The 14,299-nt window shown below is 44.8% G+C and carries 11 protein-coding genes; 10 read left to right on the top strand and 1 reads right to left on the bottom strand.

Annotation, left to right across the window (positions count from 1 at the left end; all coding sequences use genetic code 11):
- The first annotated feature begins 45 nt into the window (after positions 1-45).
- The 6 genes from SHAL_RS14655 (at position 46) to SHAL_RS14630 (ending at position 8,622) form a co-directional block, all read left to right on the top strand.
- Positions 46-2,301, top strand: a complete 2,256-nt coding sequence (locus SHAL_RS14655; RefSeq protein WP_012277908.1) for an ABC transporter permease subunit — start codon at positions 46-48, stop codon at positions 2,299-2,301.
- 87 nt (positions 2,302-2,388) lie between these two features.
- Positions 2,389-4,041 (top strand): phosphate ABC transporter permease PstA, encoded by a 1,653-nt coding sequence (gene pstA / locus SHAL_RS14650; RefSeq protein ID WP_012277907.1) that lies wholly within the window; start codon positions 2,389-2,391, stop codon positions 4,039-4,041.
- Between the two features lie 31 nt (positions 4,042-4,072).
- A complete protein-coding gene (pstB, locus tag SHAL_RS14645; protein ID WP_012277906.1) occupies positions 4,073-4,891 on the top strand; it encodes a phosphate ABC transporter ATP-binding protein PstB in 819 nt (272 codons plus the stop codon).
- A 21-nt stretch (positions 4,892-4,912) separates the two neighbouring features.
- On the top strand, positions 4,913-5,623 hold the full coding sequence (phoU, locus tag SHAL_RS14640) for a phosphate signaling complex protein PhoU (RefSeq protein WP_012277905.1): 711 nt from the start codon (positions 4,913-4,915) through the stop codon (positions 5,621-5,623).
- A gap of 579 nt (positions 5,624-6,202) precedes the next feature.
- Complete coding sequence (locus tag SHAL_RS14635) at positions 6,203-8,179, top strand: BCCT family transporter (protein WP_012277904.1); 1,977 nt, start codon at positions 6,203-6,205, stop codon at positions 8,177-8,179.
- A gap of 80 nt (positions 8,180-8,259) precedes the next feature.
- The gene (locus tag SHAL_RS14630) at positions 8,260-8,622 is read left to right on the top strand and encodes a YajD family HNH nuclease (protein ID WP_041410992.1); all 363 of its coding nucleotides are present in this window, start codon (positions 8,260-8,262) and stop codon (positions 8,620-8,622) included.
- Between the two features lie 106 nt (positions 8,623-8,728).
- Here SHAL_RS14630 and SHAL_RS14625 read toward each other — a convergent pair whose 3' ends face one another.
- Positions 8,729-8,971 (bottom strand): DUF1289 domain-containing protein, encoded by a 243-nt coding sequence (locus tag SHAL_RS14625; RefSeq protein WP_012277903.1) that lies wholly within the window; start codon positions 8,969-8,971, stop codon positions 8,729-8,731.
- Positions 8,972-9,351: 380 nt separating this feature from the next.
- Between SHAL_RS14625 and SHAL_RS14620 the strand changes: the two genes are divergently transcribed.
- The 4 genes from SHAL_RS14620 (at position 9,352) to SHAL_RS14605 (ending at position 14,294) form a co-directional block, all read left to right on the top strand.
- The gene (locus SHAL_RS14620; protein WP_012277902.1) at positions 9,352-10,530 is read left to right on the top strand and encodes a hypothetical protein; all 1,179 of its coding nucleotides are present in this window, start codon (positions 9,352-9,354) and stop codon (positions 10,528-10,530) included.
- Positions 10,531-10,621: 91 nt separating this feature from the next.
- Positions 10,622-11,950, top strand: a complete 1,329-nt coding sequence (locus SHAL_RS14615; RefSeq protein WP_012277901.1) for a methyltransferase — start codon at positions 10,622-10,624, stop codon at positions 11,948-11,950.
- 259 nt (positions 11,951-12,209) lie between these two features.
- Positions 12,210-13,259 carry a 3-oxoacyl-ACP synthase III gene (locus SHAL_RS14610; RefSeq protein WP_012277900.1) on the top strand — a complete coding sequence of 350 codons (1,050 nt, stop codon included), beginning with the start codon at positions 12,210-12,212 and terminating at the stop codon, positions 13,257-13,259.
- Between the two features lie 129 nt (positions 13,260-13,388).
- On the top strand, positions 13,389-14,294 hold the full coding sequence (locus SHAL_RS14605; protein ID WP_012277899.1) for an alpha/beta fold hydrolase: 906 nt from the start codon (positions 13,389-13,391) through the stop codon (positions 14,292-14,294).
- Positions 14,295-14,299 lie beyond the last annotated feature (5 nt).

Here is a 14,299-nt window from a genome sequence, read left to right as displayed (position 1 = left end):
TCCCAGTTAAAAATTTGACTGGCTTTATAATCATCGAGGTTCTTAATGGAAACTCAGGTATCTCAGCCTGGACCTGCAGCAAAAAACCTATTGATAAACAATGGGACTTCGCGCAGAGCAATCAAGGATAAGGCGGCCCAAATAGGTGTCACCGTAGGTGGAACTATGGTGTTTGTGGCGCTGTTACTGATCTTCTTTTATCTTCTTTATGTCATAAAGCCCATTTTCGACAGTGCTGATGTTACGCCAGTGGTAAGCGCTGAATTCTATGATCCCAAGCCTGCGTTGATGGTGGGAAGTGATGAGCAAAATGAGATCATGTACCGCGTGTCACAGCTTGGTAAGGTTGATTTTTATGATACTCAAACCTCTCAGCTTTTAAGAAGCGAGCAAATTACCCCACCGGCTGACACATATGTGGTGAGTAGTTCGGCAGCGGCGCCGAGCGAACAGCGTTTTGCTCTGGGCCTTAACAACGGTCAGGTGATTATTGCTGGCATTGAGTTTGGGGTGACCTATCCTGATAACCAACGTCTTATTACGCCTAGGCTACGTTTTCCTAATAGCAATGAGCCATTGACTGTCGATCCTCAGGGGCGTCCATTAAATAACTTAGTTTTTGATTACAGTAGTGACGAAATGAGCTTCGTTTATCAAACTGAAGATAAAGTGTGGCATCTCTCTCGCCAAGAGGGCGAAGAGAACATGATGACTGAAGAGGTGGAATGGGCTTCTTACAATAGTATTGTTCCAGACTCACCGGTCAATGTGCAGCAGCAGCTGATGACGCCTGATCAACGCCAACTTCTTTTAAGCTCAGATAATAAGCTGTTTATCTACAATATCCGTGATGCAGAATCGGTGCAGCTCAGCCAAGTGTTGTCGTTAGGTCGGGCTAAAGCCAAAGTCACTAATGTTACTCTACTTGCTGGTGCGAGTTCTTTGCTTGTCAGTTATGACAGCGGTCTAGTACAACAGTATTTTCAGGTGAATGGTGACCAAGGTCGTCAATATCAAGAAATTCGTGACTTTAAAGGTGAGGGGGATATTAAGAGTGTAGCCTCTGAGTTCTACCGTAAGAGTTTTGTCACCATCACTGAAGACGGTGACTTAAGCCTGCTGTATACCACGAGTGAGAGGGAGCTTTTCTCTAAGCGTTTTGCTTTGGACAACCCTGGAACAGCTGGGTTTAGTCCAAGATCAAATGCCTTGATTGTTGAGGCCGATGGTAAGCTTAACCTATTTAGCGTATCAAATGCTCACCCTGAAATATCTTGGAGCGCGATGTGGGAGAAAGTCTGGTACGAAGGTTACCCCGAGCCTAAATATGTATGGCAATCAACGTCAGGCTCTGACGACTTTGAGGCAAAGCTCAGCTTAATGCCGTTGGCATTCGGTACGTTGAAAGCGGCTTTATATGCCATGCTTTTTGCCACGCCGTTGGCCATCGCTGGCGCGGTATATACCGCTTATTTCATGTCGCCGAAAGTGCGCGCCATTGTTAAGCCAACCATCGAGATCATGGAGGCGCTACCCACGGTTATCTTGGGCTTCTTAGCTGGTCTTTGGTTAGCCCCGCTGATTGAAGATAATTTACCCGGGATATTGACCCTACTTATTTTACTGCCCGTGTCAGTTTTAAGCACAGCTTTTGCGTGGTACAAATTGCCTGACAAGTGGAAGCAGCGTCTTCCGGATACCTACCAAGAGTTGATGTTAGTGCCTGTGATTATTTTCATCGGTTGGTTTTCGTTTGCGATTAGCCCAAGCCTTGAACTTGCATTATTTGATGGTGATACACGTATGTTTATCACAAATGAACTCGGTATTACCTTTGACCAGCGAAACGCCTTAGTCGTGGGCATTGCCATGGGCTTTGCAGTCATTCCAACGATTTTCTCTATTGCAGAAGATGCGGTGTTCTCGGTACCTCGTCACCTATCAAACGGTAGTTTGGCACTCGGGGCGACCACATGGCAGACATTAACCCGTGTTGTACTACTTACCGCTAGCCCAGGGATCTTCTCTGCGGTCATGATGGGAGTGGGGCGTGCAGTCGGTGAGACTATGATCGTACTGATGGCAACGGGTAACACCGCGATTATGGAGTGGAGTGTGTTTGAGGGCATGAGAACACTCGCTGCAAACATTGCAGTAGAGATGCCCGAGTCTGCAATCGGTAGCTCGCATTATCGTGTGCTGTTCTTGGCAGCCTTTGTTCTGTTTATCTTTACTTTCTTCTTCAACACGATTGCAGAAGTCGTGAGACAGCGTCTACGTGAACGCTATAGCTCACTTTAAAGCGTAATATTATGGATGATAAGAAAATGAATTTTACTCGGACTTATACAAGTAGCCGTTCACCATCCGCTTTAAGAGGTTTAGCTAATGGGTAAGTGGTTTAAATCGGGCTCTCCTTGGATTTGGATGACCAGTGGCGCAGTGAGCGTGTGTTTGATTTCGGTTCTAGGTTTACTGCTACTCATTGCTTGGCGTGGTCTTAGCTACTTCTGGCCTGCCGATATCTATCAATGGGAGATGAAGAACCAACAAGGTGAACGCTATACCCTCATTGGCGAGATCTACGATAAGGAAGAGGTGCCCACAGAGCGTCTTCTTGATGCTGGGCATAAGTTCGACACCGAAGTGGGCGAGAATATCACGCGCTACTTGGTTAAAACCGGTAACCGTGAGTTTGTTGGACTAGATTTTCGTTGGATTTTGGCAACAGACATACTCTCACGCTCTCAGCCGAACAATATTGCGGTTATTGAACGGAGTAAAAATGGTGACTTTTATGGTTTCCCTGTCGCGATTATCGAAGATGGCGAGCGGTTAATTTCACAAAATATCGAAGCTGATTTTGAGTCATATATTGGTCGTGCGGTAGCGTTAAACGACGAGGCGCTGGATATTCAGAAAGGCGTGATTGGCTCAATTAACTATGAGTTAGAAAACTTACGTTTAGCGTCACGTCGTTACGAGTTAGATAATGCCTTAACCGATAGCCGTAAAGCTGAAATCGAAGCCGAGATTGCAAGGTTAAATGCCGAGTATCAAGTGGTAGAGAAAGAGTTCTTTGAGCTTAAGACTGAGGCGGGTAGAGACGCCGTTGTGATCCGCGATATGCGCGGTGAAGAGGTGGTATTAAAGCTAGATACACTCTTGGATGTTACCTACACCAACCGATTAGGTGTGATGGGCAAAATTGGCCACTGGTTTATAGGTGTGGGTAAATTTGTCAGTGATGACCCACGTGAAGCCAATACTGAAGGGGGGGTGTTTCCTGCGATTTTTGGTACCGTGTTTATGGTCATGCTGATGGCGGTGATCGTGATGCCATTTGGTGTTATTGCCGCTATCTACTTACATGAATATGCCAAAAAAGGTCCGGTGACTAAGATGATCCGCATTGCGGTGATTAATTTAGCCGGTGTGCCGTCAATTGTTTACGGTGTATTTGGCTTAGGCTTCTTCGTTTATATGTTTGGTGGCACGTTAGATCAGCTGTTTTATCCTGAAGCACTACCTACACCGACTTTTGGCTCACCAGGTGTGCTCTGGTCGGCATTGACGCTAGCCATCTTAACGCTACCTGTGGTGATTGTATCGACCGAAGAGGGGTTGAGCCGTATTCCAAGTTCGGTCCGTCAAGGTAGTTTGGCACTCGGCGCAACAAAAGCCGAAACGCTATGGCGCATTATCATCCCTATGGCGAGCCCAGCAATGATGACCGGTTTGATTTTAGCGGTAGCGCGTGCAGCAGGTGAGGTCGCTCCATTGATGCTGGTTGGCGTAGTAAAGCTTGCGCCAACACTGCCTATTGATATGAACTTTCCATTTGTGCACCTAGAACGAAAGTTTATGCACTTAGGTTTTCACATTTATGATGTCGGCTTTCAAAGCCCTAACGTAGAAGCGGCGCGTCCCTTGGTATACGCTACTTCATTCCTTCTTGTCTCGGTAATTGTGGCACTTAATTTAACGGCCATTGGTGTACGAAACCACTTACGCGAAAAATATCGTTCGCTTGAGCATTAATTGACGATTATCCTAAGCAGTAGGAAACAACATGATTTCAATAGATCAATCGGTAATGAAGACAGGTATGCTAGACCTAGAAAACTTAACCAGCGAAGAAACAGCGCTTGAGATCCGCAACTTAGATCTTAAATATGGTGATAAGCAGGCACTATTTGATGTGTCGATGAAGATCCCTAAGAAAAAAGTCACCGCATTTATTGGGCCTAGTGGTTGCGGTAAGTCAACGCTGCTACGCTGTATTAACCGTATGAATGACCTTGTCGATAACTGTCACATAGGTGGCGAAATATTGCTGCACGGTCAGAATATTTACGACAAGAGGGTCGATGTGGCCGCACTGCGTCGCAATGTAGGCATGGTGTTCCAGCGCCCCAATCCATTTCCTAAGTCCATCTATGAGAACGTGGTATATGGCCTGCGTCTGCAAGGCCTCAACAACCGTCGTGAACTCGACGATGCCGCAGAGCGCTCTCTGCGCGGCGCCGCGATTTGGGATGAAGTAAAAGACAGACTGCACGATAACGCCTTTGGTTTATCGGGTGGTCAGCAGCAACGTTTAGTGATCGCTCGCGCGATTGCAATTGAGCCTGAAGTATTGCTGCTCGATGAACCCACCTCGGCATTAGATCCTATCTCAACACTGACCATTGAAGAGTTGATTACCGATCTTAAATCTAAATATACCGTGGTGATCGTTACCCACAATATGCAACAGGCTGCGCGCGTGTCAGATCAAACGGCATTTATGTATATGGGCGAGCTGATTGAATATGCTGACACCAACACCATCTTTACCACGCCTAAGCTGAAGAAGACGGAAGACTACATTACTGGCCGTTACGGTTAATAGAGATAGGAAAGTATTGCAATGGAAAACATGAATTTAAACAAACATATCTCTGGTCAGTTTAATGCTGAGCTGGATGATATCCGCAATCGTGTTTTGGCGATGGGCGGCTTGGTTGAACGTCAGCTTGAGCAGTCACTCGATGCGCTAGGTGCGCTCGATGCTGAATTGGCGCAAAAGGTGATAGAGGGCGATCATAAAGTCAATGGCATGGAAGTGGCCATTGACGAAGAATGTGCTCGCATTATCGCTAAGCGTCAGCCTGCGGCGAGCGATTTACGTCTTGTGCTAGCAATATCAAAGACGATTACCGATCTTGAACGTATCGGTGATGCTTGCGTAAAGATTGCAAAAGCGGCAATGGATAAGCGCTCTAAAAACCAACAGCCACTGCTGGTAAGCATCGAAAATATGGGGCGTCATGCCACACGCACCTTGCATTCAACGCTCGATGCTCTGGCACGTATGGACGCCGATGCTGCATTTGAGCTACACAAAGAAGACACTAAACTAGATAAAGAATACGAAGGGATTATTCGTCAACTAATGACCTATATGATGGCCGATCCGCGTTCTATCCCTGAAGTATTAGATGTGCTTTGGGCTGCGCGCGCTGTAGAGCGGGTAGGCGATCGCTGTCAGAACATTTGTGAGTACATTATTTACTATGTGAAAGGTAAAGATGTGCGCCATATCTCTTATGAAGAGATGGAAAAAGACCTGAAATTTTAACGTCTATGAGCAATTGTATTTTGATTTAACTTAAATGTTAATAAATGACGGTGAGATTGAGCTCACATTTTTCGATTAATGTTGAGTTTGATTAAACAAAAAAGCAGCGAAAAGCTGCTTTTTTGTTTCTGGGCTATAGACGAAAACGTCTGCTCGGGAAATAATGTATAGTGTAAGTGAATTTTGTGTTGTTGGACCCTGTGAGTCAAATTCCATTTAATAGCTGAATATTGCCGAGGATAGGCATTTCTAGTTTGGGCTATTCAATGTGATTTGTTATGCCTTTCAAAGTAAGTAAGTGCTTATTTCTGTAGTTTATTCTAGCGACTATTTTGCAAGCACTTTTTATCCGAATAGGCATAAGATGTTAATTAATCAAAAGTCTCATCTATATTTCATATATTAGATAAGTCTTGAGATTTTGAAAACATGCTAAAGCTGAGTATTACTTACGGGTTTAACTACAAAAAAATAACTCCGCCAGTGTATTCTTATATTAGTTAATACGCATCAATCTCTGGCGGCCTTGTCGCGCAAGGCTAGAATTTTTGCGTGTACTTCATCAACCGCGGTAACTATATGTCGATAAAATCGAGTATTAATCCACCTGTTTTTTTCTCTTCAGTCATTTTGATTACATTAATGGTGGTTGTTTGTGCTGTTTGGCCCACTCAATCACAAGATATCTTCAAAACGGCTCAATCCTGGTTTGAGCTTAAAGCCGGTTGGCTTTATATCCTAGGCGTTGCAATCTTTCTTATTTTTATCATCTTCGTGATGGTGAGTCGTTTCGGCGACATCAAGCTAGGCCCAGATCATGCAGAGCCTGATTATACTTATAAGAGCTGGATCGCAATGTTGTTCTCAGCGGGTATGGGGATCGGCTTGATGTTCTTCGGTGTCGCAGAGCCCGTGATGCACTACATGGCTCCGCCAGATGCGGATCCATTGACAATTCAAGCTGCAAAAGATGCCATGAAGATCACTTTCTTCCACTGGGGGATCCATGCTTGGGCTATCTATGCGGTAGTGGCATTAAGCTTGGCGTATTTCTCATACCGTCATAAGCTCCCCTTACTACCAAGAAGTGCCTTGTACCCGTTAATTGGTGACAAAATTTATGGCCCAATTGGCCATGCTGTCGATACATTTGCGGTACTCGGTACCATGTTCGGTGTGGCGACATCACTGGGTTTTGGTGTACTACAGCTTAACTCTGGCCTTAACTATCTATTAGATGTACCTGTGAACACGACGGTACAAGTTGGTTTGATTATTGGTGTCTGTCTTATTGCGACAGTGTCGGTGTTCTCAGGATTAGACAAAGGTGTTAAACGCTTAAGTGAGTTAAATCTATTCTTAGCGGTATTGCTGCTATTGTTTGTGCTTGTATTTGGCCCAACGGTTGAATTACTACAAGCATTCGTGCAAAACACTGGCGCCTATTTAAGTGATATCGTCGGTAAGACGTTTAACCTTTACGCTTATGAGCAAAAGAACGACTGGATTGGTGGTTGGACTCTACTTTATTGGGGCTGGTGGATTTCATGGTCTCCATTCGTCGGTACCTTTATTGCCCGCGTTTCTCGTGGTCGTACCATTCGTGAATTCTTAGTGGGTGTATTGTTTGTACCATCTGCATTGACCTTCCTCTGGATGACAGGCTTTGGTAACAGCGCCATTGATGTGATTGCAAATGGCGGAACCTACCTGTCTGATGCGGTATCATCTGATGTATCGGTTGCCCTATTCGTGTTCTTTGAGCATCTGCCATTTTCAACCTTGCTGTCGACGATTGCACTTTGTCTCGTTGTCACCTTCTTCGTGACATCATCAGACTCAGGTTCATTGGTTATCGATAACCTTACCTCTGGTGGCGATCATAACGCACCTGTTTGGCAGCGTATTTTTTGGGCTTTAATGCAAGGTGTTGTTGCGTCAGTATTGTTGTTGGCCGGTGGTCTACAAGCGCTTCAAACAGCCGCGATTGCTAGCGCATTGCCGTTCTTAATCGTTATGCTTTTGATGTGTTTTGGTCTATACAAAGCATTAAAAGATGATTGGTTGAAGATCAACAGTGTTCAGTCTCACAATACCAGTGTGCAGTTCACTAAGACCAACGTGAGTTGGGAGTCACATATCGATGTGTTGCTATCTCATCCAAGTCAGCAAGAAGCACAGGACTTCCTCGATAAGGTGGCTCAGCCTGCATTGTCTAAAGTGTGTGAAAGCTTCTTAAGCCGCTCAATTTCGGCAGAGATCTTAAACTTTGATAACCGTGTACGCTTTGTGGTGCCAAGTGAAGATCATAATGATTTCGTTTATGGTCTGCGTACCCGCGGATTTAGTATTACTAACCCGCTTGAAAGTGAAGTGGCTGATGGTGATACCGAATACTACCGTGTGGAAGTGTTCCTAGAGCACGGTGGTCAGCATTACGACGTGATGGGCTTCACTCAAGATCAGATCCTAGCGGACGTAGTTACGCAATACGAAAAGTATCTGCATTACCTACATCTTTCAAGTTCTGAATATTTAGGTAGCGAAGCTAACTAATCAAGGTAAACTTTGCGGTGAAATCTACCTAGACTCAATGGTACAATTGAGTCTAGTAACAAACTTTAATGAGAAAGAGCATGTCGACCAATCAAGGGCAAAGTAAGTTAGATAGAGTATTAGCTGAGGCGAGAGAATATAAAGCCAAGCGTGAAGTTGGTTATCGTGAACAGGCGCTTAAGCTTTACCCTTGGGTCTGTGGCCGCTGTACTCGCGAATTTAACAATGCCAACCTAAGAGAGTTGACGGTCCACCATCGTGATCATAATCACGATAATAACCCATCTGATGGCTCTAACTGGGAGCTGTTATGTCTCTATTGTCATGATAATGAGCACTCAAAGTTTGAAGAGTTGATCCAGTATGGCTCAACCACTGAGACTAAAGTTGAAGCGGCGACTTATAATCCGTTTGCGGATTTAAAGAGCATGCTGAAGAAGTAGCACCGCAATTAACTTATACAAACATAATTGTAAAAAAGCCGCGAATAGCGGCTTTTTTGTTTTCAGCTCAAGCCGTTTTTATCAGGACGTGAACTCTTCTTAACGGTTAGTCAGTCTCTACTTGCTTTAATCTTTGCTCTGCTTCTAACCATTTCTCACGACTTAAGACTGTGCTGTTTTCTCCAGCTTGCATCTGTGTTTTTCGCTCAGCAAGCTTTAGCCAAATTTGTGTTTTTTGCTCATCACTTGCTTGACTCCAAGCAACGATTTCATCGATATGACGGTAGCAGCCCATACAGTAATCTTCATCATTTAGGCCGCATTTGGCTACACAAGGTGATTGCATCATAAGATTGGTACCGTAATTAACGTGCTAATTTGCGGCAGATTTTAAGTTAGCTAGAATTGTCTTACAAGCAATACCATTATGACGCGCTGTTTCAGGCTTAAACTTTATAACGGATGTTAATGCTAGGTTTCGGACTCGATTTCAGACAAGGTTTCAGTGAAAGGGTAGGAGCTATACTTGTAAGAGGGAGATATACAGGGGGACTTACAAGGATTGCCGAATATAGTTTTAGACAATTGCACCAATAAAACGGACTCATAACTCTTACTAATGAACCATAGTTGATATGGCTATAGGTATTGTTTAAATCTGGTGCTAAAATTATGTATCGATATTTTTTATCCAAATATTCAATGAATTGTATGTTTTCTGGAGGAGTTATGAAAGCGATGTTTCGCTTTTGTATGATAGCTGTAGTCGCAGTGCTGACCAGCGCGTGTTCACTGTTAGAAATTAAATTGGAAAGTGGCATCGAGCCGCTACCAAAAGAACAACTTAACATGCGTGTTTTTAGCCGCGACTTTAGTACAGTTTTTTATAGCCAGGTGGAAAGTGCAGCCAATCTTATCGAGCGTAATACCGATAGTATTCCAATTAAGTCTAATAGCTTAATGTGGAAGATTAATGCCGAGCAAAACCTGCAACACACAATTTTCCAAGCCTCGCCAACGGCGGCGATGGTCGATACTTGGGTGTTTACCGAGCAGATGGCACAGTTTTTTGAATCGGGTGCTGGCAAGAATGTATTTGGTGAGCAACAACAGGCTGCGATTGATGTCAGCAATAATTTGAGAAATCAGTTTGAGCGCACGATTAAGAATTTTGCAGCCAGTGACTTTAAAAAGAACCAAGCATTCGTAAAGCAGTATGTCGCTAGATATCCGATTAAAGATATGTCATTTACACGTCAATCTGCATTTACTGACTGGCTTGAATTCCATAAAATAAGTGAATTTGATGCCGTGACTACTTTTGGTACCGTGCCAGAGGTGATGAGTGATATCTCTGATCGTATGGCAATGATCGCAGAGCAGATGCCAAAAATCTTAGGCTGGAAAGCCGAGCTTTATGCCCTACATTCAAACATTAATGCCGATGAAATTCAGCGCACGCTAACCAGCATTAGCGATACCTCAGCTAAGTTTCAGCAGTTAATGGCCCAAAGCCCTGAAATGATGCAAAGTTTAGCTGTTGATATGCGTACAGAGCTAACGCCGCTATTAGATCAGCTTAGTGCTAGTACTGATGATAAGCTAAAGCAGTTATCGGTTGAGCGTCAGGCGTTAGAGCTGATGGTGAAAAATGAGCGTATCGCTTTAGAAGCGATGGTTGCTCGTGAGCGTGCCGCGGCAGCTGTTGATTTAGAACAGATTTCTCAAAATGCCGTCGAGGTGGTTTTTCAAGAGTTGACTAAAACCCTTAAGAGCTTGATTTTGTACTTCGTGCTCTTCCTACTTGTGGTGTTCTTTGCGCCGTTAGGCTTGGGGGTTTGGTTAGGTAAGCGCATGCAAATTAAAAAGCTTAATGGCTCAAAAAAACAGATCGACCAAAAAGCCTAATCCGATTTAGCCTGTGACATGTTAAACTGACGAGCACCTAATTTAGGTGCTCGTTTTTCTTGGCTTATAGCAACCCGTAAATGACTAAAAGATGACTCTACCTTCAAATCAAAGCGCAAACTCTAGTAACTGTTGTTTTAGCCACTATAGCGCTAGTTCCGCGCAGAAACTAAAGCAGATAGACGCACTGTTAACTCAGAGTCAGCAACTATGGCGTAGCCGCTCTTTTGAATGTGAGCAACTGCCTTGGAGTGATACCTTTCCAAGTCTAGCTAAAGCGGTTTGGCAGCTAAGTGATGACTCACTTGAAGCTATTGATGCATGTCAGCAAAGACTTAACGAGACATTGTTACCTGCGTTGGTGGCAGATCTACATGCGCAAGGTTTACAATGGCAGCTTGAGCTATTTTCTCAATCGGCAATTGGTCGAGAGGCGATTGGTAGAGAGGAAAAGTTGGTCGATGAACAGCTTACTCCAAGCGCTGAACAAGCCCAATTACTTGATGATGCAGATGAGCCCCATTTTTGTGCCCATATAAAAGGGCGTAAGTGGCAACAGATAAATGCGTTTGTTGCCATACTACCTCGTGATAGTACTCCAGTACTGGAGTGGTGCGCAGGTAAGGGGCATTTAGGCCGCCTGATTGCCAAAGCGCATCAACGTGAGGTGGTGAGTCTTGAGTGGCAACAAAGCTTATGTGATGCTGGCGAGTTGTTTGCAGCTAAGTGGAAGCTACCGCAAACCTTTATCTGCGCCGATGCTTTTGCCGGGCAGAGTGAGCAGTTACATACAGAACAGCTCGCGGTGGCGCTACATGCCTGCGGCGACCTGCACGTTACTTTGCTAAAGCATGCCAGTAATGCAGGTACCAAACAGTTGGTGATTTCACCCTGTTGCTACCACCTCATCCAAGCGAAGCTGTATGAAGCGCTTTCAATGGTGACTAAGGCGAGTGAGCTTAAGTTAAGCCGTGCAGACTTGCAGTTACCCTTGCAGCAAAGTGTTATCGCTAACGATAAGCATAAGGGTTACAGGTTGCAGGAGATGGCTTGGCGACTCGGTTTTGATGCGTTGCAACGTAAGGTGCGTGGTCTTGATGAGTATCTGCCTGTACCCGCAATCAGACTGAGCCAGTTAAATGACGAGTTTGCGGTGTTTTGTCGTTGGGCGGCAGACGCGAAAGGGCTGGTTTTACCTGCCGATATTGATTGGCTGGAATATCAAATTATCGGAGAACAGCGTCAGCGTTTAACTCGACGTATCGATCTCGTGGCGCACCTGTTTCGAGCGTTACTCGAACAATGGCTTTTACTCGATAGAGTGTGCTTTCTTGAAGAGCAGGGCTATCGAGTTTCATTGAGTGAATTTTGTCCAAACAGTGTTACGCCGCGAAATGCGCTAATTCACGCATTTAAATAGAGAAATCAGCACAGCTTAATTTAATATTGTCGTAACAAATTGTTTATTAAGTTGTAATTAAGTTGGCTGTGATTGAATTCGCGCGAAAATGAGGCCATTTTCTAAGTTAAGCAAGCGATAGATTGGATTAAAACCTCTCAGCAATGAGGTTTTTTATTGAATCATCGGCTTTTTCTTGCTCAAATGGCTGGTTAATAATAAATAATTATCTCGATTGGCTGTAAATCTGCCAATCTTGTGAGCGACTAAAAGCAGTTTCATGAAATATTCCCGCGTTTTTATTAATAGTATGGCCTACGAGCTAGCGCCTGAAGTTGTGTCGACTTCGGAACTAGAATCTCGGTTAGCGCCTTTATACCAAAAGTTTCGTATTCCGATGGGCCAGCTTGCTGCTTTAACAGGGATCCATGAAAGACGCTGGTGGCCTAAAGGGCATCGTTTATCTGATGGCGCGTTAGCCGCTGCCAATAAAGCCATCGATGAAACAGGCGTGCAGATCAGTGATTTAGGCGCCGTCGTTTATACCGGTGTGTGTCGCGATCAGCATGAACCCGCTACAGCATGTCGTATCGCAGCTGAACTCGGCGTATCTAAAGATACGGCGATTTACGATATCAGCAACGCATGTTTAGGGGTGTTATCTGGCATTTTAGATATCGCTAACCGCATTGAGCTTGGACAAATTAAAGCTGGCCTCGTGGTGTCTTGTGAATCGGCGCGTCATATCGTCGACATCACCATCGATAAGATGCTGGCTGAACCAACGATGCAAAACTATGCCCAGTCTTTGGCTACCTTAACTGGTGGCTCTGGCGCAGTGGCAGTGCTGTTGACTGACGGCAGTTTAGATCTTAAAGGTAACCGTCAGCACCAACTTCTTGGTGCAAGCCATTTATCGGCGCCGCAGCACTATGACTTGTGTCAATGGGGCCTTGAAGAAGCGGGGCCACAACTGTACCGCGAGTTTATGCGTACCAATGGTGTCGCTCTGCTTAAAGAAGGTGTGGAGCTTGCGCGTCATACGTGGAGCCACTTCTTAGAGCAGCGTAACTGGCTAGTAGAGCAAGTCGATAAGGTGATCTGTCATCAGGTGGGCGCATCGAATCGTCGTAATGTATTAAGCGCACTGAATATCCCTGAAGAGAAAGAATTTCCAACCTATAAGTTGCTCGGCAACATGGGCACAGTTTCATTGCCTGTTACGGCGGCGATGGCACATGATCAGGGCTTTTTGAAAAGCGGCGATCAGGTAAGCTTTTTAGGTATAGGCAGTGGTTTGAACTGCATGATGTTGGGCCTTAAGTGGTAAACCCTATTAACAAGTATGTGTTAACACATAATTGTTAACTCATTTGCGTCAATAGAAAGCCTGTAAATTTACAGGCTACCTCTTTAGCTAATACAGCGTCCGACAAGTATAAGAAAGATAGGAAACATCATGCTAGACACTCTGCACCCTTTTAAGCGTAACTACTTAGATAGAAACGGTAACAAGCTTCAGTATGTAAATGAAGGCCAAGGCGAGCCAGTGGTTATGGTACACGGTAACCCTAGCTGGTCTTTTTATTATCGTAATCTGATTAGCGCATTAAGCGATAAGCATCAGTGTATCGTGCCTGATCATATCGGCTGTGGTTTGTCAGACAAACCTGATGATAACGGTTATGACTACACCCTTAAAAACCGTATCGATGATTTAGAAGCCTTGCTCGAACACTTAGATGTGAAACAGAACATCACTCTCGTCGTGCATGACTGGGGCGGAATGATAGGCATGGGTTATGCGGCGCGTTACCCTGAGCGTATTAAACGTTTAGTTATCCTTAATACTGGTGCGTTTCATCTTCCTGCGAGTAAGCCATTCCCGTGGGCGTTATCAATCTGTCGTAATACCATGCTGGGTACATTCTTAGTACGTGGCTTTAACGCTTTTTCATCGGCGGCGTCCTATGTGGGCGTGAAGCGTAAGCCTATGCACAAAGATATTCGTGAAGCCTATGTTGCACCATTTAACTCTTGGGCAAACCGAATTTCGACACTGCGCTTTGTGCAGGATATTCCGTTAAAGCCGGGCGATCGCAATTACGAGTTAGTCTCAGAAATTGCTGCTAGCCTGTCTAAATTCCAAGATATTCCCACAGTGATCTGTTGGGGCCTGCAGGACTTTGTGTTCGATAAGCACTTTTTGACCGAGTGGAAGCAAAGAATGCCCCATGCCAAGGTGCATGAGTTTAGCGACTGTGGTCACTATATTCTTGAAGACGCCAGTGATGAAGTGATTGGTCACATTAAAGAATTTATGGCAAAAACAGAGCAGCAAACTGCCACTGAGTCGGTGGCGTAAACTCG

The organism is Shewanella halifaxensis HAW-EB4 (assembly GCF_000019185.1).
GTDB classification, from domain to species: Bacteria; Pseudomonadota; Gammaproteobacteria; order Enterobacterales; family Shewanellaceae; genus Shewanella; species Shewanella halifaxensis.
Note: the sequence above shows the minus strand (reverse complement) of the source record. Positions and strands in the feature narration are given on the sequence as shown.